Raw genomic sequence first — 21412 nt, forward strand, 5'->3', positions numbered from 1 at the left:
TCTAAGTATTTTTACCAAAAAAAGCCTTCTTTTTTATTAAAGAGGGCTTTTTTTGTATTTAAAGAAGGATGTTTATTCTTCAACTTGTGACAAAAAGTCTTTAGCAAATTGCGAAAATGTTCCTGCTACAATTGTTGTGCGTATTTTTTCCATTAAACGCTCATAAAACCAAGTATTATGATAAGCAATAAGCTTCCAGCCAGTTGGCTCTTCACATTTTGTGAGTTGATGTAAATATGCTCTGGTGAAGCGTTTGCAAACGTAACAACTGCAGTTTGGATCGATTGGATTTTCATCTTTTGCATGAAAAACTCTTCGCATTTTTACTTTTCCTGAAAAAGTGTAGGCAACTCCTTGGCGAGCATGATTTGTTGGAATAATACAATCAAACATGTCGATTCCTGCACGTACACTACGGACTAGATCATGAGGAGTCCCAACTCCCATAAGGTAACGAGGCTTATTTTCTGGTAAAAGTTTTGTCGTAAAATTAGTAAAATGTTCACGTTCTTCGTCGCTTTCGCCCACAGCCAATCCACCAACGGCATAACCATCGAAATTCATATCTACTAACGTTTCCGCGCTTTCTTTTCTGAGATCTTCATGAATGGCGCCTTGAACGATGCCAAATAAAGAATTTTCCTCACGAGTTTTGGCTTGTTTACAGCGTTTAGCCCAGCGGTGCGTTCTTTTCATTGCATCAACGCAGGTCTCATAGGGGCTGGTAGAGGGTACGCAGACATCAAGAACCATCATAATATCTGAACCAATAGTTTCTTGAAATAAGATATCACTTTCGGGTGTTAATCTTTTATAACTTTGATCAATATAACTTTTAAAAGTAACTCCTTTTTCACCGACGACACGTTGATGTGGCAATGAAAAAATTTGAAAACCACCACTGTCCGTTAAAATAGGTTTATCCCAGCCAATAAGCCTATGATAGCCACCGATATCTTTTAAAATTTCGGGACCAGGGCGTAAATATAAGTGGTAAGTGTTGCCTAAAATAATTTGAACACCGATTTCTTCGAGTTCGGTGTGATCAAGAGTTCTCACGGCTCCAAAGGTTCCTACGGACATGAAAACAGGTGTTTCTATCGTTCCGTGGGCTGTATGTATGCGTCCTCGTCTTGCTTCGGAGTGAGGATCTTTAGCAATATAATCAAATTTTAAAGGCATAGGGCTTTTATCCAATATGTGACTTGAATTTTTAAAAGCTATTAACGATCAAAAGACCATAGCCCGCTTTATTTAACAAGAGGGTTAAAAATATCAAGTTATAGTTTTAAGAGCTTGAGTTCCATTTTTTTTTATATGATTTTTAAGGATTCCAAAGCGCTGAAGCTTGGATGTCATCAAATTGAGGCTTTTTAAATTCATACTTAAGTGCTTTAAAAATTCCTGGAGAAAAGTCCCTCCAGAATTTTTTAACAAGTTTTGGATTACTGCTGCTTAGTTCTAGAGTTATAGTTGGAATAACTCTTTCGTTTCCAGCATAATTTCCTAAACTTCCTGGATATATGCCAAAGTCTTTAATTTTGTAATTTCCTGCACTCCTTGATAAGAGCTCTGCTAAATTTCTTGCTTTTCTTTGTTGCTCGGTTTGAGGACCAATTGTCAAAAGTTTTGGTACTTCATAATCCAAGTCTAGAAATGCAAGAGGGGCATGGATAGAAATAACTTTATTAGGTTGAAAGCGAGTTATTAAATCGGCTTGAAAACGAGTTCCTTGTTCTGAGTTTGGAAAGTATCCTGGAAATTTTCTTTTATCTCGATCTTTTGAGCTACTCCAAATTTGATAAGCATATTTATTCCATGTAGCCGTAGGAAAATTCCTATTTAAATCTACTCCATTTGCATTGGTTCTTTTTGGTGGGTTTGAAAAAAAACCATCTGGATTAACTAGGGGAGCAATAATGACTCGGGAGTTTTTATACAAATTTGGATTTTTATGGAGAGCTTCAGCAAGTTGAAAAGCAAGATGGACTGGAGTCAATTCATCAGGATGTACCCCACCCAGAATGAGAGTGACATTATGTCTTTGACTTTCGTCATAGCCAGTAGAATTATCAATAAATTCCCAGTAGACAAGTGGTTTTCCGTTTTCACTCACGTAGTTAAAAGTCAGTGGAAGTGAAAAACAAGGACTTTTTGACCAATCAAGTTTTTTATAAGTATAATCAATTCTTTGGCAAAGATCTGCAATTTGTTTTTGAGTTCTAATGCGATATGTTTCATTTAATACCTGTACCGATGATAATGGTAGGCCAGAGATGTTGAGCAAAGAAGTTGGTATGTTATTAAATGCGAAAGGTGAAAAGCTAACTTCCTCTAATTCCTCAGAAAAATATGTAGCCTGCGATTTTGAGTTGACAAGTAAAATAATGAACAATATTATTAACTTAAATTTGATTTTGCCCGGAATATGAGCAATAACCATGAATATTCCTCTTATGAGTTTTGCGATAAAATTATAATTTCTTAGCAATTGTAAGCATATTTTATTGCAACACGTTATAGTAATCTGTGCAAGTCTTCCGTCATGAACCAAACTATGCTAGTATTTTAAGGGTTAACTGCCCATATCTGGGCAGAAACACTCTAAGCAAGTACGCGTGGCATATTTTAAGTTTTTAATTATAGGTAACCTTTTAGAATGAAAAACTCAGTTCTATATAACAATTTAAAAAGTTTTATTGATGAAAAAATTACTCCTGGTGTGGCAGCCCATGGTGGTGAAGTAAATATTATTAGCCTTGATAATAATATTTTAACCCTTGAACTTTCTGGTTCGTGTGGCAGTTGTTCAATACAGTCATATACGTCTGAATCAATTTCTAATTATATATTAGAAGAGTTTCCTGACTTAGAAGATGTTATCGTAACAGACTAAATTAAGAAAAAAATACATGAATGCCTTTATTGAAATTATTGAAAAACTTGTAGAGGCTATTTCTGAACAAACATGGCTTGAACAGAGTAATTTTCCATTTAAGCAATTAAAAAAGCCGCAAGGAAAAGTCTTCGATGTCTGTTTATTTGAGACAAGTGCTCAAGGTGCTGCAGGGTTTTTATGGATAGAATTTGATGGAACATCTGATCTTTATGTTTTGCCCTTTCGTTTAGCTAGATACAGTGAAGACGGAGATCTCATAACAATTTCGCCATGGAGCCTTAGAGATGCTTCCGCAGATGGTCATTTTTTTGAATCATGGCGTTTGTCACAAAAGCAAAGAAATCCACTTCCAACTGCAAAGAAAGGTACTTTTTTTCATAAAAAAGGTTCTGGAGAGCCAAGTTTTGTTGCGATTGGTATTTGGAGTGATACTAAAAACACTTGTGTGCGTTTAGATTTTCAAATTGCATATAAAATATTTAGAACTGTCGAAAAAGAACATCCTCAATCTATAGAAGTTGAGTTACTGACATATCTAAGTGGTCAAAATATTTTTTTAAATTTTGCTAAATTAATCAGTGTTTTTGAATTTTCTTCTAGAAATATTAAGAAATCACATATTGCAATTGGAATAAAATATATTCAAAATAATGGTACTTTATTTCCTCATTTAGTGTCTTTATTGCATAAAGCTCGTTTTCCGAAAAAATTAAAAGAAAGGTCTTCTGAAGAAGCCTGGAATCAAGTTTTACATTTGATTGAATCTTTAGGACGTGTCTTAGGCGATTTTCATAAAGCGATGACGGTTGCTCCTAGGGGCACTGATTTAGCGCCTGAACAAAATACGGAAGTGTCTAAAGCAAAATGGCTTGATATTTTGGTGGAAAAATTGCATGAGCGGATGAAAAAAGTATTAGAAATGCAAGATATGTATCCAATATATTCTGGAGTATTTTATTTATTACCAACATTCGTTGAAAAGATAATTGATAAAATAAAATATGCAGATGATTTAGGTCTTAGAATTCGTAATCATGGAAATGTTCATCTTGGGCAAATTTTAATTGGAAAAGATGGACTTATTTTACTTGATTATGAATCAGATCATTTTGATGACCCCACATATCGTCGCTTAAAACAGCCATGTTTTAAAGATATAGCTTCGTTAATTGTGAGTCTAAGATTTGCCTGGTACTTTACAGAACGAAAATATTATGCGTCATTAACTGATATTGAAGATAATATGAATATTAAAATGGAAAATATTACAACAGTGAAAATATCAGACGTAGTTATGCCTGAAAAATATCAGCCTTCTTTAAAAGAAATTGAATCAACTTTTTTTAAATTTTACAATAATAGCTTAGAAGAAAATATTGGATCATCTCAGTTGAAGCCAAAAAACTCTGAAACAACACAAGATCTATTTAATTTTTGCTTTTTAATAAGAATTCTAAAGGAGATCTTGCGAGATTCTCATGAGGGTAACCCTCGTCCACGTATATGGCTACATATTCTTCAAGATTTTATTATGAAAGAGTCGATTGCGGATAAATAGTTCCGTTTCATAAAGAAAAAGCCAACCAATCTTCTTCTTTTAACTAATTTCTATTGACACATGAGCCATTTTATAAATAGCCTCCCGTTGGTTTTATTAAACTTTGCTTTCTTCTATCATTTTAAAAAGGATATCATTATGGAAAGAACCTTTTCAATCATCAAGCCAGATGGCGTAAAAAGAAATATTATTGGTAAAATTCTCGCTAAAATTGAAGAAAGCGGTCTTAGAGTTGTAGCTACAAAAACAATGCATATGTCACGTCGCGAAGCTGAGCAATTCTATGCTGTTCATTCAGCACGTCCTTTTTTTGGCGAGCTTTGTGAATATATGACTTCAGGTCCAGTTGTTGTTTCTGTACTTGAAGGCAAAAATGCAGTTGCATCTTATCGTGAGCTTATGGGAGCGACAGATCCTTCTAAAGCAAGTAAAGGAACAATTCGTGCAGAATTTGGTCTTAGTATTGGTGAAAATACAATGCATGGGTCTGACACTCTTGAAAATGCAGCTATCGAAGTTGCATACTTCTTTTCTGGTACAGAACTTGTAAATTCTGCAAAATAATCTCTGTTAAAAAGTAGATCTTATTTTAAAAAACCGCTTAAGCGGTTTTTTTTTGTAAAAAAAAAGTGTAGTGTCTGTCGTGTGTTTTGCTTTCCCTTAGAGCGGAAAGCATTGTCTAGCTACCATAAATTGCGAGTAACTATTATGGCTATAAAAGAAATTCTTCTCACTCAAGAAATATTATCAGATATTTCAAATGATTTAAAATTACCTAAAAATCAGGTTGAAAATACTCTTAATCTTATCCTTGATGATTGTACAATACCATTTATTGCTCGATATAGAAAAGAAGTAACAGGTGGCCTTGATGAAGTTCAGATTAGAGATATTCGAGATAAATTTGAATATATCTTTGCTTTGAACGAAAGAAAAGATGCTATTCTCAGATCTATTACTGAACAAGGAAAATTAAATCCTGAGTTGCAAGCAAAAATTCTTTCCTGCAAAGTAAAATCTGATCTAGAAGATCTTTATCTTCCATTTAAACCTAAAAAACGTACTAGAGGTCAAATAGCAACTGAGCGTGGATTAGCACCGCTTGCGGAACAATTATTAAAACAAGAATCTTCTCTTATTGATTTAGCTCCATTATTCTCTTCATATATTGGTAAACATGAAGAGCTTACAAATTTAGAAACAGTTATTCAAGGCACAAAAGATTATATTGCTGAAAATATTTCTGAAATCGCAGAAATGAGAAAAGAACTGCGTCTATGGATGTTTGAAAATGCGATGTTCAAATCTGAAGTTCGTGAAGAACATAAAGATAAGAAAACAAAATATAATAATTATTACTCCTTTAAAGAAGCAGCAAAATCAATTGCAGCACATCGTTTGATGGCGCTTCGTCGTGGAGAAAAAGAGGAAATTTTAAAAGTCTCTTTTGAGTTTGATGAAGAAATTCCTAAATCAATGATTGCAAGTCACGTTATTAAAAGCACATCATCAGATGTTGTAAAAAACTTTTTAACTGAATGTATTAGCGAAAGCTATTCAAGAATTATTTCTCCTAGTATAGAAACTGAGCTTCGTTTAGAGACTAAAACATCTGCTGAAGAAGAAGCTATTTTTGTATTTGGAAAAAATCTTCGTAATTTGTTGTTGCTGCCTCCAATTCCAAAGCGTGTTGTTTTGGGGATCGATCCAGGTTTAAGAACTGGTAGTAAAATAGTTATTGTTGATGGAACAGGGAAATTACTTGATTATTCTACAATTTATCCAATACATGAAGAAGATCTCGAAAAGCCAAAAAATAAAAACTCCGTTGAAATACTTTTGAGTTTAATTAAAAAGCATTTTGTTGAATTAATTTCAATTGGCAACGGTACAGCTGGTCGTGAAATGGAATCTTTTGTTGAAAAAGCACTTGAAACTGATAAATCATTAAAACCTCGAATTGTTATTGTAAACGAAGCTGGGGCAAGTGTTTATTCGGCAAGTGACATTGCACGTGAAGAATTTCCAAACCTTGATATTGTCTATCGAGGTGCAGTGAGTATTGCTCGTAGATTACAAGATCCTCTTGCAGAACTTGTTAAGATTGATCCAAAAAGCATTGGTGTTGGACAATATCAACACGATGTAAATCAAAGTCGACTTAAAAAACAATTAGGTGAAGTTGTTGAAAGCTGTGTTAACTATGTTGGTGTTAATATTAACACTGCGAGTCCAAGCCTTCTTTCTTATGTTGCTGGTATTGGACCAAGTTTGGCGAAGAGCATTGTTAGACATAGAGAAGCAAATGGTGAATTTAAAGATCGCCAAAAATTGTTTGAAGTAATGGGTTTTGGTGCAAAAACATTTGAGCAGTCTGCAGGATTTTTAAGAATTCCGGGCAGCGAAAACCCCCTTGATAACACAGCAGTTCACCCAGAAACTTATTCAATTATTGAAAAGATATCTGCTGATTTAGCAATTTCTGTAAATGAACTTGTCGGAAAAAAAGAAAATATTTCAAAAATAAAACTTGAAAATTATGTAACTCAAGAAGTAGGATTACCAACTTTGCAAGATGTAATAAAAGAACTAACGAAACCAGGTCGTGACCCTCGCGAAGAGGGTGCAAAACAAACATATAATCGTGAAGTACGTGACTTCAATCATTTAAAGGAAGGGCAAGTTTTAACAGGCACCGTTACTAACGTAACAAATTTTGGGGCTTTTGTTGATATTGGCGTTCATCAAGATGGGTTAATTCACATTTCTGAACTTTCTAATCAATTTATTAAGGATCTCTCACTGGCAATTTCTGTTGGGCAGCAAGTAAAAGTTAAAGTAATTGGTCTTGATAAAGAAAGAAAGAGAATTTCATTATCTAAACGTGCATGCGAAGAAAATACTCATAACGCTACAAATAATAATACCAACGTAAATCGCTCAGGCGCATCTTCTGAAAATAACACTCGGCCAAATTTTAGGCCAAGAGAAGAAAATAAAAGACCTCATTCTACTGGATTTTCTTCACGCAAAGGAAACCCACAAAGTGGTACGGGGCGCTCAACTAATAAAGAGCCAGAAAAACCAGCGAGTTTAACTGATTTGTTAAGTAAGTTTAATTCAAATCGAGTTTAATCATGAAAATCGAGTTGCTTCCTGCATTAAATGATAATTATATTTTTATATTAATTGATGAATTTAAACAAGAAGCAGCCGTTATTGATCCTGCTGAAGCAGATCCCGTTTTAGCTTATTTAAAAAATGAAAATTTAATTTTAACAAAAATTTTTAATACCCATCATCACGCGGATCATATTGGCGGTAATAAAAAACTGTCCAAATATTTTCCTGATGTAGAAATTTATGCAAGTGCGAATGATTCTGGTAGAATAGGAAAGCAAGATTATTTTTTAAAACATGGTGATAAAATTCAATTTGCGAATGAAGTGGCTCTTGTTTACTTTGTTCCAGGCCATACGATTGGGCATATTTGTTATCATTTTTCTTTAAAAAGTGGTGAGAATCATTTATTTATTGGAGATACCATTTTCTCTGGTGGCTGCGGAAAAATATTTGAAGGTACATTTGAACAAATGTTTTCTTCATTAAAATTTATTCGTGATAATATTCCCGATTATACCTATATTTGGTGTGCACATGAATACACATTAGAAAATTATTTAATACTGGAACAGCTTGAACCAGATAATTTAAAAATTAAAAATAAGATTCATGAATTATACGTCTTGAAACAAAAACAATTGCCTTCAATTCCATTTCAATTGTCTGATGAAAAAAATGTAAGCAGTTTTTTGCGTTGGGATGATCCTGAATTGAGAAAAGTTTTATCAACAAAAGATGATCTTGAAACTTTTATTGCTGTTAGAAAGTATCGAGATAATCCACCGAAAATTAAGATTCCTTTTTAAGATTAGATATTATATTTCATATCCCTTTATGGGGAATTTAATTGGAGTAAAGTTATGTATCAATTTAAGCTACCCAATGGAATTATTCTATATAAATGGCCTCATAAACAAGATCCAACTGAAGATCTTATGAAAATGGAATTAGATAATTTAGGATTTAAAGCATATGATTTACAAACCTGTCCACCATGGTTTGAACGAAGTATGCACGCTCATGATTATGAAGAAATTCGTGCGGCCGTTTCTGGTTGTATCACTTTTCATTTTTCTGAATTCCCCATTACAATCGAAGCTGGTGACATAGTTATTATTCCAGCAGGAATTCCGCATGAAGCAATTACCCATAATTCTAAACCCTTTACTGCATTTAAAGGGAGTCGATCGGGTGTTAGAAGTGTGACTGAATATGGGGATGCTAAAGGAAGTATAGAAGATCTTCAAAAGCAAAAAGAAAATAAGGCTTGATTATAAATGAAATTTTATTTTTTTGATTTAGATGGTACTTTAGAAGACTCAAGAGATGATATGGTATATTCTGTGAATATAGTCAGAGAATTATTGGGACTTCATCCTAGAAATAATGATGAATTAAAGAAACATGTGAATCGAGGAATGTATGAGCTTTACATGGCGTGTTTTGACGACTATTTTAAGCAAAGTATCAATTTTGATTTGTCGTATCAAAAAATAAAAACAGAATATGAGAAAAACTATCTTGAGAATATATGCTTAAAGAGCTTTTGCTACGAAGGTGTTAAAGATGTTTTAGAAGAACTTTCAAAAAATTCAAAAATAATTATTGTGACAAATAAGCCAGAAAAACATTCGAGAGCCCTTTTAAAAGAATTAAATATCAGTGAATACATTATTGATGTAATGGGTGGTGATAGCTGTGAAGAAATGAAGCCAAGTGCTCTTCCATTAAAAATTGCAGCTAAAAGACATGGTTTTGTAAGTGATCGTGATTCTTCCTATATGGTGGGTGACAGTGCGGGTGATGTTGAAGCTGGAAAAGCTTTTGGTGCAAAAACTGTTTGGTGTTCTTTTGGTTATAATAAAACTTTTGGTACTACAAAGCCTGACTATGTAATTAAGAGTCCTCTAGAACTTTTGACTTTGCTATAACTGCTTTATAAGCAAACAGATATTTTTTCTTCTTTTTTTGCTATCCTATGAGGAGTCAATAGGAAGCAAAAACGTGAACACCTCAAAGCATAAAAAAGATTTTGAAGATTCTTCAAAACTATTTTCTCGAATGTTTTTTTTATGGGTAAATCCAATTGTTAGGCTTGGATGGAAAAAACCATTAGAAGCAACAGACTTACTCGATCTTCCAAAAAAAGATAATATTGAGCAATGCTATTTAGATTTAAAAAATGAATATAGGAAAAATAGTTTTAGAAAAAATATTCTTTTAAGATCACTTTTAGCAATTCATTTTAAAAAAGTTATAATAGTGACTTTTATGTGCTTATTAAGTTTAATAATAAATATATATGTCACATTTATATTAAAAGATATTATCATTCAAATACAGAAAAATAATGCTACAATAGAGCACGGATTATTTTTAGCATTTAAAATTTGTGCCCTTGTCTTTATGGCAAATATGCTCACTCAACATTCATATCATACTGTTTTGCGTTTTGGTTGCAGGTTAAAAGCCGCTATTTGTGGAATTATTTATGAGAAATCTTTGGATCTATCAAAAGAAACTCGAGATCGGTTAAAAACCGGAGAAATTGTAAATTTAATGGTAATTGATAATGCACGGATTTATAATTTAGCTTCACAATTTCATAACCTATGGATTTTACCTGTTCAGCTTGTTACAATTATTTCAATTTTATTCTATTTTATTGGAATTTCAGTACTACCCTCAGTTATTATATTTTTAATACTTCTTTTATTTTCATTTAAATTATCTAAGAATATTTTTAATTATAAAAAAAATTTATTGAGTATAAGTGATGTTCGTGTAGCATTCATGAGTGATATAATAAATAGTATTAAAATAATTAAACTGTATGCATGGGAAAAATTTTTTAAAAAAGAAGTTTATAATGAAAGAAGCAATGAAGTATCAGTATTAAATTTACTTGCAAAAAATGGAGCAATACTAAATACAGTTTTCATAGCTACTCCGATAATTTTCGCTATTATTACTTTTAGTACATCCTTTATTTTTGGGGTAAAATTAGACTTGGCCGTTATTTTTTCTTCTATAGCTCTTTTTGCGCTATTAAAGCCAGTGATGAGCCAATTTCCTCAAGTTATTACAAGTTTTATTGATGCATTTGTTTCAATAAATAGGATACAAAATTTTCTTTTACTCCCTGAAAAAATATTAAGTCAAGAAAATAAGAATTTAAAAAAAGGGGAAATAATATTTAAAAATTCCTCATTCAAAAATTCATTAGACTCAAAATTTTTATTAAGTGATATAGATTTGCATGTGAATTCAGGTGAATTTTTAATTATTCTTGGATCTGTTGGAAGTGGTAAGAGTACTTTTTTAAATTCACTCCTTGGTGAAACTTTAAAAGTTAATGGAGTTTTAGAGTATTGTGGTAAAATTACTTATATTCCTCAAATTCCTTGGCTTATTAATCAGTCATTAAAAGAAAATATTCTATTTAAAAAAATTGAAAATAAAGAAAAATATAATAAAAGTATTTTTTGTGCTGCGTTAGAAAATGATATTTTAGCTTTTGAAGCTGGGGATGCGATTGAAATTGGGGAAAGTGGGGTTAATCTTTCTGGCGGACAAAAACAAAGAATAAATATTGCTAGAGCAATATATGATGAATCAGATATATATTTGTTTGATGACAGTTTTAGTTCAGTCGATGTGAATACCAGTGATATGGTTTTTGAAAGATGTCTTCTTTCAGAATTATCAAATAAAACCAGAATACTAGTCACGCATAAGCAAGAATATGCAAAATATGCTGACAGAGTTATTTACCTAGAAAATGGGAAAATATCTAAAATAATTTCAAATAAATATAATGAAGAAAAGCTAGATATTTTCTATTCAAATAAATTTAAACAGAAGCAAAAAAATTTGATGGTTGGAATGTTAGATTCAGTCTCAAATAATATTTTATCAAATAATATTGTAAGTGAATTTAGACAAACAAATCTTGATTTTACAGATCTAAATCAAGAAAAACTACAGTTTCAAAAAATTATAATAGATGAGGATAGAAATTTTGGTAAAATAGACAAAAATTTTTATACAATATATGTAAAAGCAATTGCGCCGGGAATTGTTATTTATGGTATGTGTGCTCTGTTTCTTTTCAAGGAAGTTTTCTCATCATTAACAGATGCATGGCTCGGTTATTGGAGTTCAAATCGAATATTACCAGTAAATTATTTTTTAATTGCATATATTTTATTAGGGATATTTGGGTTATTATTTTCATTTATGCGGTCTTACTCAGTTCTAAAAAAAGGCGTAAATGCGGCTCAGATCTTTCATAATAAATTATTTGAAGGCGTAATATCTGCACCTCTTTCATTCTTTAACAGCAACCCAGCTGGGAGAATATTAAATAGATTTGGTAAAGATCAAGAAAATATTGATCTTTTTTTACCACAAAATTTACAAGAATTTGTAGCTTCTTTATTTACAATTTTTTCAACAATATTGATTTTAGTTTTTATCAGTCCATACTGTATTTTTGGAATTATACCTATTTTATTAATATATTATAAAATTCAAGAAAGATATTTTTGTTCATCGTTAGAAGCAAGAAGACTGGATTCAATCACAAGAAGTCCTGTTTATGCTTATTTTTCAGAAACTCTATCAGGTATACCAATCATACGTGTATTTAGAGCACAGAAAAAATTTATAAGTGAAAATATTAATCTAATTGAAAAGAATCAAAAGGCATTTTATACAATAATATCATTAAATAGATGGTTAGCTACAAGAGTGGAGTTTATTGGATGTAGTATTTTATTTCTTACAGTTTGCACATCATTTTATATTCAATCCTATGTTAACCCTGGTTTATTAGGTATGGCAATCACTTATTCTCTAATGATAAATACAGTTTTAAATTGGTCAGTAAGAATGTATGCTGAACTTGCATCAGGAATGAATTCAATTGAAAGAGTAACGAATTATTCTAAGATATTGCCTGAAAATTATCATGGAGATATTCCTGGTAATGAATGGCCAATAAATGGTAAAATATCATTTATTGATATTGTTCTACAATACGAAAATAATAAAAAGCCTATATTAAAAAATATTACTTTACATGTCAATGAAGGGGAAAAAATTGGAATTGTTGGAAGGACGGGAGCTGGAAAAAGCAGTTTAGTAAACGCACTATTTCGTTGTGTAGAGCCTTTATCTGGAGATATTATAATAGACGGAAAAAATATAAAAAATGTATCATTAACATCACTTCGTAAAAGTATTTCAATAATTCCGCAGGATCCAATTTTATTTACAGGTACATTAAGAAAAAACTTAGATCCATTTCATGAATTTGAAAATAAAACGATATGGAAAGCAATTGAAAATTCGCAAATTGGTAAAGCAATGCCAGAACTCTTAATTACAGGATTAGACACACCTGTGTTAGAATGTGGGAGTAATTTTAGTATTGGTCAAAGACAATTAATATGCTTAGCAAGATCAATTCTTAGAGAAAATAAAATTCTTATACTCGATGAAGCAACAGCAAGTCTTGATATTGAAACAGATGAAATTATACAAAGAGCTATTCAGCAATTATTTTCTAAATGCACTGTTATTACAATTGCTCATCGTGTTACGACAGTTCTTGACTGCGACCGCGTGCTTGTTATGGATAGAGGTTGTATTGTGGAGTTTGACTCTCCAGAGATACTTAGAAAAAAAGAGAATGGCTATTTCTGGCATTTGTGTCATGAATAGGCTAAGGCTACTTTCGAACGGCTGAGCCGCATAATACAATTTTTCTTTTTAAAGATTTATAAATTTAAATTAGGAAGTCAAGTAATGCAAAATTCAGATAATAGTGCATTTAGACGTAAGGGAGATTTAGGTGTTCCCTTAGTGATTGGTCTTTTTGTGCTTGCAATAATACTCGGATGGGTTGTTTTTAGAAATTATGAGTATTCTTCAAAAGAAATTACAACTTCTCTAGCACAAATGCAAAAAGAATCCCCATCATTATCACTTAATGAATGCGCAGAGAAAACGATTAATTGGTTTAAAAAATGTGATGCAATGACTCAGCTTTGTGATGATACAGTTTCAAGAATGATCAAAGTTTGTATTGCAAATAGTGATAAATCAAAAGAGTGTACTCAGTATGGTAATGATATCTACACATATAATTTTGGTGTAAAACAATGTGCACCATATATGCACGATAAAAAACTTAAGCGTGAAAAGAAGGCTTGTGCTGATACTTGGCAAACGGTTGCAGATTTTTGCAAAACAGTTGCTAAAAGAACTGCACAAAATCATTAAAAAGAATTTTGGAAACCAAATAAAAAATGTCTAAAAAAAATTCTACTTTTAAAGATTATATTGAACTATGTAAGCCTCGGATTACATTTTTTTGTATTATAATGACGGCGGGTGGCGTTGTATTAGCTCCGGGAAATATAACACTATTATCTTTTATTATGACTTTAATTGGAACAGCGTTTTCTGTTTCTTCAGCAAATACGTTTAATATGATTTATGAACGTGAGTCTGATAAATTAATGAAAAGAACACGATATCGTCCAATTGCAATGGGTAGAGTCAAAGTTATGAATGCTCTCATTTTTGCAACTGTTCTTGGAATCTCAAGTATTTTTATTCTTTCTTACTTTGTAAATATATTAACAGCAATTCTTTCATTTGCTGCAATTGCTTGCTATAGTTTGGTTTATACTCCTTTAAAATCTAAAACTCCACTTGCTTTAGTTATTGGTGCATTCCCCGGAGCAATGCCTCCGCTTTTAGGTTGGACAGCGGTTAATAATCAAGTTGATCTAGCGGGACTTGCATTATTTGGAGTTTTATTCGCATGGCAAATGCCTCATTTTATAGCTATAGCAATTTATCATAAAGATGATTATGCAAAAGCAAATATAAAAGTTGTGCCAGCAGTGCGAGGAGATCGTGTTGCAAAAACACAGGCATTTTTCTGGTCAATTGCTTTGATTCTCATCAGTTTTTTACTTGTTCCTTTAAAAGTAGGAGGTTTAGTCTACTTCATAATTGCAATTGGGTTAGGAACTTGGTTTCTTCGCTTAAGTATTTTGGGTTTAAAAAAAGAGATGATGCCAAATTGGCCTAGAAAATTTTTCCTTGCCTCTCTTGTTTACTTACCAGTCCTTGTATTTGCATTAGTTATAGATAGATTTGTTTGGATTCTGATTAATAATTAATGTAAAAAAGAATAAATTAATTTTTTATAAAGCGGGCTAATTGAGAATCATTCTCACTAATTTTCGCCACACTTTTGTTCGTTTACTTGACAAGAGATCTTTCGAAAGAGGATATTTTATCTTGTTGATTGCATGCGAGTTTAAAAATTCTTTTTGATGATCTAGGATGGAACTCTTGCTCCTCTTGTTTTGATCCGTTAGAACTCTTCCGCAACTAAAGGTTGCAGCACATTCAAGTATTCTTGAATTTGCATTTCGCTATATTGTAGTTTGCATCAGATCAGTTTTTTGAATTTTTTTATTTATTATTTGTTTTTGCTTTTATTTGGGTGGTGACGTGGAACCGATATTTCCAAAATGGACAAACCGAATTCCTCTATACGCTGGTATAGGTGTTTCGTTACTGTTAATAGCTATCGTTACAGGAATTTGGTACTATTTTTCGCCAAAATTTTTGGCAGTTGGTTATGAACCTGTTCAGCCTATCGCATTTAGCCACCAGCTTCATGCAGGACAAATGGGTATGGATTGTAGTTATTGCCATGCGGGAGTTGAAAAAGGATCTTTTTCTCCGATCCCTGCAGCAGACACGTGTATGGGATGTCACAATAAAGTTAAAAAAGACAGTCCTAGATTAAAAGTTCTTCGCGATAGTTTTGAAAATAAAACTCCAATTCCTTGGGTTCGAGTTCACTCATTACCGCGTTATTCACATTTCGATCACAGTGCGCATTTAACAGCTGGAGTGGGCTGTGTGTCATGCCATGGAAGGATTGATAAAATGAACACAGTCAGCATGGTCTCTCCATTAAGCATGGGCTGGTGCCTTGATTGTCATAGAAATCCTCTGCCGAATATCAGACCACAGAGTGAATTGAAAAATATGATTTATGATCCTCATGCAGAAGGATATATTCCTCTAAATGATCCTGATTATAAAGATAAACTTATACAAGGGCCACAAGCTTGTGGAGCTTGTCATTACTGAATTTTAATTGAATTTTTTTTGAATATTCGTAAAGTAACAAATTTTGATTGGAAAGTTTGCAACATGACACAGTTCAATTCCAATGATGAACAAAAAAAACAAACACATTGGCGCAGCATTGAGGATTTAGAACAATCGCCTGAGTTTTTAAGTAAACTACAGCGCGAATTTCCTCACGGGGCCAGCGAACTTGAAATGCGCCCAGGCGTTCATAGAAGAAAGTTTTTAGGAATTATTGGAGCATCGTTGGCTCTTGCTGGGGTGACTTCAACAGGTTGTATTAGAAGGCCTAAAGAGCATGTTTATCCTGAAAGTCATAGGCCAGAAGACACGCTTCCGGGAGTTCCAAAAAACTTTGCAACCTCTGCACAAATTGCAGGAAGTGTCCTCGGTTTATTGGTGACAAGTACGGATGGCAGACCTACAAAAATTGATGGAAACTCAAGACATATATCGAGCAATCCAATTGTGGGGAGCAAAATTGGTTCTTCTAATGCATTTGCTCAAGCAGAAATTTTAAATATGTATGATCCAGATCGTGGTCAAAAAGCCTTGAAATCTGGAAAAGAAGCTGCAAGAGATAATATATTAAACGATCTAAAAGCATCACTTTTGAAATCACAAAAAAGTGGAGGTGAAGATCTTGCATTAATATATTCTACAAATTCATCACCATCTTATTCATCTTTAATAGAAGAATTCAAGTTAAAATATCCTAAAGCAATTGTTGTTGAGCAAGATTCAAATTATTCTAAAAATAGAAAATTAGGATTAAGTCAGGTTTTAAACTCATCAGTTGATGTTACTTATGATTTTTTAAATGCAAATGTAATACTTGCAGTAGATTCTGATTTTATGGGAATTGAAGGTGACAGTGTTAAAAATGCAAGACAGTTTGCAGAAAAACGGAAAATTTTAAATTCAAATTCAAGTATGAATAGACTCTATAGCGTTGAGTCTCATTTTAGTATTACAGGAACTGCGTCCGACCATCGCTATACATTGAGAAGTGGCAAATTAGGCGAATTTTTAGTTTCACTTGCTTCTGAACTTTCAATGCTTGGAGCTCATTTCCCTACAGAAATTAGTAAATATTTTGAAAATAAATTTGATTTAGCGGATGGACTTAATAAGTGGATTAAAGCTTGCGCTAAAGATCTATACTCTCAAAGAAATGCAAGTCTTGTTATTGTTGGGGATAGACAACCCGCATGGATGCACGCATTAGGTTTTGCAATAAACTCAGCACTTGGTGCGGCGGGAAAGACTGTTACTTTAACTGCTGATACCAGTAAAGTCAAAAATAATTCTTCAATTGCAAATTTAAAAGCTGCAATTGAATCAAAAAGTACACAAACTATAATTATTATCGATGGCAACCCAGTTTATTCGTTACCAGCAGATGCAAAATTTTCTGAATTGTTACCTAAAGTAAAAAATAGTTTCTATTTAGGATTTGGGCATGATGAAACATCTGCAGCTTGTTCTTACTTTATTCCTAAAACTCACTTTTTGGAGTCTTGGGGAGATGCAAGGACTGCAGATGGAACTGTTGGAGTGAGACAGCCATTAATTGCACCTTTATTTGATGATTGTTTGGATGAGTATTCTTTTATTAGTTTTTTAATTCATCTCGACAATAAGATTTCTGGATATACCTATGTAAAACAGTACTGGCAAAAGAAACTTGGTAATCCAAGCGGTTTTGAAAATATCTGGCGTCATTCATTAAGTAATGGCTTTATTTCTGAAATTAAAAAAGAAATTATTTCTTCTAATAATTATTCTTACGCACAGTTTGCTAATGATTATTCTAAATCTATTCGTACTGAAGATCCAAGTGAAAAATCTATTGATCTTGAGTTTTATTTAGACAGAACTGTTTATGATGGCAGTTATTCAAATAATGCTTGGATGCAAGAATTGCCAGATCCTGTTCATAAGCTTGTATGGGACAATGCTTTACTTTTAAGCCCTAAAACAGCAAGAGCTATGGGTTTAAGAGCGCGTCCAAAGCCAGGAAAATCTGAAGTTGATCTCGTGCGTGTGACATACCGCAATAGAAGTTTCGATGTTGCTGTCTGGGAAGTACCCGGTGTTGCAGATTTTACTGGAGTTCTTCAATTAGGATATGGAAGAAAAGCAGGTAGAGTTGCAAAAGATTGTGGGTTTAATGCGAATTTAATACGTACATCTGACTCATGGTATGGTTCAGGAGCAAAATTAGAAAAAACAGGTCAAAAATATTCACTTGTTTCTACCCAAGAACATGGCTCAATGAATGGCACACCCGGAGAGCTGAGTGATAGACCCCAAGCTGTACGTGAAGCGACTTTAAAAGAATATAAATCAAATCCAGAATTTGTTCTTGAACAAGAGCTTATTCCAATTGAAGAACAAAGAAATAATCTTTTTAAATTTCCAAAAGATCCAGCACAAAAGAAATGGGCTCGTCAGCAATGGGGAATGACGATTGATTTAAATACATGCATTGGTTGCAATGCGTGTACCGTTGCGTGTCAGTCGGAAAATAATATTTCTGTTGTTGGTAAAGAAGAAGTCTTTAAAAATAGAGAAATGTCTTGGATTCGTTTGGATCGCTATTTTACAGGGAACGTAGATGATCCTGAAGTTCGTACCGTTTTTCAACCAATGAATTGTCAGCATTGTGAAAATGCTCCATGCGAAGCTGTTTGTCCTGTTGCTGCAACAGTACATAGCCCTGATGGACTGAATGATATGGCATATAATCGCTGTGTTGGAACACGTTACTGTGCAAATAACTGTCCTTATAAAGTGCGCCGTTATAATTTCTTTAATTATAGTAAAATTGATGATGAACGGAATCCTCTTTATGCTATGCAGAAAAATCCTAACGTAACAGTTCGCTTCCGTGGTGTTATGGAAAAATGTACTTATTGTGTACAAAAAATAAACTCTGCACGCTCTAAATTCAAAAAGACAAATGATGGTTTAATTCCAGATGGAGCAATTGTAACAGCTTGTCAAAGTGTATGTCCAACAAATGCAATTGTATTTGGTGATATTGCCGATCCTTCAACGGCTGTTTCTAAATTAAAAGAACAAAGTCGTAATTATGCAGTGCTTGGTGAGTTAAATGTTAAACCAAGAACCACTTATCTTGCGAAACTTCGTAATGCAAATCCTGACCTAGGTTAAAGTAACTGAGCATTATGAAGATGGAGGATTTATGAATTCAAATAATAACAAAATGATCTATGGGGCTCTTGCTCAATTTGCAACTGTTCCAGAAGTTTATCATGCATGTGAAAAAGTAAGAGATAAAGGATTTAGGAAATGGGATGCGCATTCTCCATTTCCAATTCATGGTTTAGATAAAGCAATGGGACTTCCGCAAAGTAAACTTTCTTGGATTGTGGGTGCGACATCGGCAATTTTTGGAATTGGTGGATTTCTTCTTTGGGTTTGGATGAATGGTTTTGATTATAAATTGGTTATTGCTGGTAAACCTTTTTTAGGTTTGTTGGGTTATTTTTTACCCGGATTTGAATGTGCGGTTTTATCAGCTGCAATTGCCTGTTTAGTTGGAATGCTTGCATTAAATAAGCTTCCACAATGGTATCATTCTTTGTTTCGTTCTGAAGCTTTTAAACGAGTTACGGATGATAGTTTTTTTATTTCCATTGAAGCAACTGATCCAAAATTCCATCCAGTTAAAACTGTGGAGTTCTTAAAAGAATTAGGCGCAACTCAAGTGGAACTTGTGGAGCAGTAAACATATGGTACAAATTAAATGTAATAATAAATTATTTTCTTCGATTATCGGAGCGACTTTTTTGTCTCTCACTTTAATTGGATGTCGTGGACAAAAAAGTGAGAATCCACCTATTTTACCAATTCAAAATATGGTTGAGCAAACTTCTTTTGGTCCTCAATCAAAAAATGAATTTTACAAAGATGGTAGAGCTTATCGTCCACAAATTCTTGGTACAGTTGAATTTGATAAACCTAAAACAGACAAACGTTTGTATGAAGGTAAAGAACCTGATTCAACTGAACATGATCCAAAATGGGTTAAAAAAATTCCGTTAAAGCTTTCTGAAAAAGATATTCAACGAGGCCAAGCAAAATATGTTGTATTTTGTACACCTTGCCATGGATATGCAGGAGATTCAGATGGGCTCGTCACTCAAAGAGCAGGCGGAGTAATAAGACCTTCTAATATACATGATAAAGAGAGACTGGCTCTTCCTGTTGGAAAAATCTATGATGCAATTCATAATGGAGTTAATAATTGGAATATGCCAGGTTTTGCTTCGCAATTAAGTGTTGAAGATAAATGGGCTGTTGTTGCATATGTGCGTGCATTGCAATTGACGAGACGTGCGACTTTAGAAAATATACCAGCAGATATTAAAGCTAAACATGGTTGGAGTAATAAACAATGAGTGGGAGCCACACTAAAGTTACATTAACACAAGAAAATGCGCGCTTACCGCAAGAGCATTTTTTTTCCAAATTACCACTTGCAGGTACAGCTGTTGGTTTGGCATCTCTTTTAATTGCATTTATGCTCGGTCGATCAAATTCCTCTTATTTTTTCTTTTCATTTCATGTCTGGTGGCTTTTCTTTTTAAGTATAGCAATTGGAGCTGTTTTTTTTGTACTTATTCAATTTGCTACAAAATCTGGATGGAGTGTCGTAGTTAGAAGGCTGGCAGAAAATATAAGTATGACAATGCCTTTGTTCTTTGTACTTGTTATTGTCATGGCTTTTGGAACGGGTACACTTTATCATCATTGGTTAAGTCATGAAGCATTAGCAGATAAAGTACTTCAATCTAAACAGTGGTATTTAAATATCCCATTTTTTTATATTAGAACTATATTTTATATGATCATGTTTACTTGGGCCGCTATTTATTTTTCTAAGCGTTCTGCCAAGCAAGATGAAACTGGAAATTTTGAAATTACTTATAAATTACAAAATGCAAGTTACCCATTTTTAATTATATTAGGATTTTGTGTTACTTTTGCTGCTTTTGATTGGATAATGTCATTAGATCCTCACTGGTATTCTACAATATTTGGTCTCTATTTCTTTGCAAGTTGTTATATGGTGTTTTTTGCTGCATTAATTATTGCAACAAGAATTGTTCATAACGTACCAGCTTTAAAGGATGTAATTACAGTTGAGCATTATCATGATTTAGGAAAATTACTTTTTGCTCATACATGTTTTTGGGCATATGCAGCATTCTGTCAATATTTGCTCATTTGGTATGGTAATATTCCTGAAGAAACGGCTTGGTATGGTATTCGTGAAAATCATGGATGGTTTTATGTTTTTGTGTTACTTTGTGTAGGACACTTTATAGTTCCGTTTTTATTTTTAATGGCAAGAAGAGCAAAACGTTCACGTAATTTAATATTTGCTATAGCTATCTGGATGCTATTTATGCATTTTCTTGATCTCTACTGGTTAGTAGTTCCTTCAGGTTTTGAAGAAGGACCTCAATTTGGATTGATCGATATATTTTGTTTCTTAGGAATTGGTGGACTTTTTGTTGCATTATTTGCTGCAGTAACTCGGAGAAAGGCTCTTGTGCCAATAAAAGATCCTCGTCTCCCAGAATCAATGACGTATGAAAATGTTTAAGGTG

Annotated in this window: 17 protein-coding genes; 15 read left to right on the forward strand and 2 right to left on the reverse strand. The window is 33.0% G+C overall.

Annotation, left to right across the window (positions count from 1 at the left end; all coding sequences use genetic code 11):
• Window positions 1-72 precede the first annotated feature (72 nt).
• Both tgt and GCL57_RS08410 read right to left on the reverse strand, forming a co-directional pair.
• Entirely contained in the window at window positions 73-1182 is a 1110-nt protein-coding gene (tgt, locus tag GCL57_RS08405) for a tRNA guanosine(34) transglycosylase Tgt (RefSeq protein ID WP_152212906.1), read from the reverse strand.
• 142 nt (window positions 1183-1324) lie between these two features.
• Window positions 1325-2443, reverse strand: a complete 1119-nt coding sequence (locus tag GCL57_RS08410) for a M14 family zinc carboxypeptidase (protein WP_152212907.1) — start codon at window positions 2441-2443, stop codon at window positions 1325-1327.
• Window positions 2444-2659: 216 nt separating this feature from the next.
• Here GCL57_RS08410 and GCL57_RS08415 point away from each other — a divergent pair, with 216 nt between their 5' ends.
• From GCL57_RS08415 to GCL57_RS08485, 15 genes are all read left to right on the forward strand, one after another.
• The gene (locus tag GCL57_RS08415; RefSeq protein ID WP_152212908.1) at window positions 2660-2896 is read left to right on the forward strand and encodes a NifU family protein; all 237 of its coding nucleotides are present in this window, start codon (window positions 2660-2662) and stop codon (window positions 2894-2896) included.
• A gap of 16 nt (window positions 2897-2912) precedes the next feature.
• Window positions 2913-4457, forward strand: a complete 1545-nt coding sequence (locus GCL57_RS08420) for a hypothetical protein (RefSeq protein WP_152212909.1) — start codon at window positions 2913-2915, stop codon at window positions 4455-4457.
• A 132-nt stretch (window positions 4458-4589) separates the two neighbouring features.
• Window positions 4590-5021 carry a nucleoside-diphosphate kinase gene (gene ndk, locus GCL57_RS08425; RefSeq protein ID WP_152213021.1) on the forward strand — a complete coding sequence of 144 codons (432 nt, stop codon included), beginning with the start codon at window positions 4590-4592 and terminating at the stop codon, window positions 5019-5021.
• Window positions 5022-5165: 144 nt separating this feature from the next.
• Window positions 5166-7592: a Tex family protein gene (locus GCL57_RS08430; protein ID WP_152212910.1), complete on the forward strand. Its 2427-nt coding sequence runs from the start codon at window positions 5166-5168 to the stop codon at window positions 7590-7592.
• A gap of 2 nt (window positions 7593-7594) precedes the next feature.
• Window positions 7595-8386, forward strand: a complete 792-nt coding sequence (gene gloB, locus GCL57_RS08435) for a hydroxyacylglutathione hydrolase (RefSeq protein WP_152212911.1) — start codon at window positions 7595-7597, stop codon at window positions 8384-8386.
• A 54-nt stretch (window positions 8387-8440) separates the two neighbouring features.
• Window positions 8441-8851 (forward strand): cupin domain-containing protein, encoded by a 411-nt coding sequence (locus tag GCL57_RS08440; protein WP_152212912.1) that lies wholly within the window; start codon window positions 8441-8443, stop codon window positions 8849-8851.
• Window positions 8852-8857: 6 nt separating this feature from the next.
• Entirely contained in the window at window positions 8858-9511 is a 654-nt protein-coding gene (locus tag GCL57_RS08445) for an HAD family hydrolase (RefSeq protein WP_152212913.1), read from the forward strand.
• 73 nt (window positions 9512-9584) lie between these two features.
• The gene (locus GCL57_RS08450) at window positions 9585-13307 is read left to right on the forward strand and encodes an ABC transporter transmembrane domain-containing protein (RefSeq protein WP_152212914.1); all 3723 of its coding nucleotides are present in this window, start codon (window positions 9585-9587) and stop codon (window positions 13305-13307) included.
• Between the two features lie 84 nt (window positions 13308-13391).
• Window positions 13392-13868 carry a hypothetical protein gene (locus tag GCL57_RS08455; RefSeq protein WP_152212915.1) on the forward strand — a complete coding sequence of 159 codons (477 nt, stop codon included), beginning with the start codon at window positions 13392-13394 and terminating at the stop codon, window positions 13866-13868.
• A 26-nt stretch (window positions 13869-13894) separates the two neighbouring features.
• Window positions 13895-14779: a heme o synthase gene (cyoE, locus tag GCL57_RS08460; protein WP_152212916.1), complete on the forward strand. Its 885-nt coding sequence runs from the start codon at window positions 13895-13897 to the stop codon at window positions 14777-14779.
• A 337-nt stretch (window positions 14780-15116) separates the two neighbouring features.
• A complete protein-coding gene (locus GCL57_RS08465; RefSeq protein WP_152212917.1) occupies window positions 15117-15767 on the forward strand; it encodes a cytochrome c3 family protein in 651 nt (216 codons plus the stop codon).
• Between the two features lie 63 nt (window positions 15768-15830).
• The gene (locus GCL57_RS08470; protein WP_152212918.1) at window positions 15831-18947 is read left to right on the forward strand and encodes a TAT-variant-translocated molybdopterin oxidoreductase; all 3117 of its coding nucleotides are present in this window, start codon (window positions 15831-15833) and stop codon (window positions 18945-18947) included.
• A gap of 31 nt (window positions 18948-18978) precedes the next feature.
• On the forward strand, window positions 18979-19524 hold the full coding sequence (locus tag GCL57_RS08475; RefSeq protein WP_152212919.1) for a DUF3341 domain-containing protein: 546 nt from the start codon (window positions 18979-18981) through the stop codon (window positions 19522-19524).
• 4 nt (window positions 19525-19528) lie between these two features.
• On the forward strand, window positions 19529-20197 hold the full coding sequence (locus GCL57_RS08480) for a c-type cytochrome (protein ID WP_152212920.1): 669 nt from the start codon (window positions 19529-19531) through the stop codon (window positions 20195-20197).
• Entirely contained in the window at window positions 20194-21408 is a 1215-nt protein-coding gene (locus GCL57_RS08485) for a quinol:cytochrome C oxidoreductase (RefSeq protein WP_152212921.1), read from the forward strand. Before GCL57_RS08480 ends, GCL57_RS08485 begins: the two co-directional genes overlap by 4 nt.
• Window positions 21409-21412 lie beyond the last annotated feature (4 nt).

Source organism: Fluviispira multicolorata, from assembly GCF_009208585.1.
In the GTDB taxonomy this organism is placed as follows: domain Bacteria; phylum Bdellovibrionota_B; class Oligoflexia; order Silvanigrellales; family Silvanigrellaceae; genus Silvanigrella; species Silvanigrella multicolorata.

Bases quoted from the DNA above. Each gene is read 5' to 3' on its own strand.
- GCL57_RS08455 (WP_152212915.1), top strand. From the start codon at position 13,392: ATGCAAAATTCAGATAATAGTGCATTTAGACGTAAGGGAGATTTAGGT.
- GCL57_RS08445 (WP_152212913.1), top strand. From the start codon at position 8,858: ATGAAATTTTATTTTTTTGATTTAGATGGTACTTTAGAAGACTCAAGA.
- GCL57_RS08415 (WP_152212908.1), top strand. From the start codon at position 2,660: ATGAAAAACTCAGTTCTATATAACAATTTAAAAAGTTTTATTGATGAA.
- GCL57_RS08475 (WP_152212919.1), top strand. From the start codon at position 18,979: ATGAATTCAAATAATAACAAAATGATCTATGGGGCTCTTGCTCAATTT.
- GCL57_RS08440 (WP_152212912.1), top strand. From the start codon at position 8,441: ATGTATCAATTTAAGCTACCCAATGGAATTATTCTATATAAATGGCCT.
- GCL57_RS08470 (WP_152212918.1), top strand. From the start codon at position 15,831: ATGACACAGTTCAATTCCAATGATGAACAAAAAAAACAAACACATTGG.
- cyoE (WP_152212916.1), top strand. From the start codon at position 13,895: ATGTCTAAAAAAAATTCTACTTTTAAAGATTATATTGAACTATGTAAG.
- GCL57_RS08420 (WP_152212909.1), top strand. From the start codon at position 2,913: ATGAATGCCTTTATTGAAATTATTGAAAAACTTGTAGAGGCTATTTCT.
- gloB (WP_152212911.1), top strand. From the start codon at position 7,595: ATGAAAATCGAGTTGCTTCCTGCATTAAATGATAATTATATTTTTATA.
- GCL57_RS08480 (WP_152212920.1), top strand. From the start codon at position 19,529: ATGGTACAAATTAAATGTAATAATAAATTATTTTCTTCGATTATCGGA.
- GCL57_RS08430 (WP_152212910.1), top strand. From the start codon at position 5,166: ATGGCTATAAAAGAAATTCTTCTCACTCAAGAAATATTATCAGATATT.
- tgt (WP_152212906.1), bottom strand. From the start codon at position 1,182: ATGCCTTTAAAATTTGATTATATTGCTAAAGATCCTCACTCCGAAGCA.
- GCL57_RS08410 (WP_152212907.1), bottom strand. From the start codon at position 2,443: ATGGTTATTGCTCATATTCCGGGCAAAATCAAATTTAAGTTAATAATA.
- GCL57_RS08485 (WP_152212921.1), top strand. From the start codon at position 20,194: ATGAGTGGGAGCCACACTAAAGTTACATTAACACAAGAAAATGCGCGC.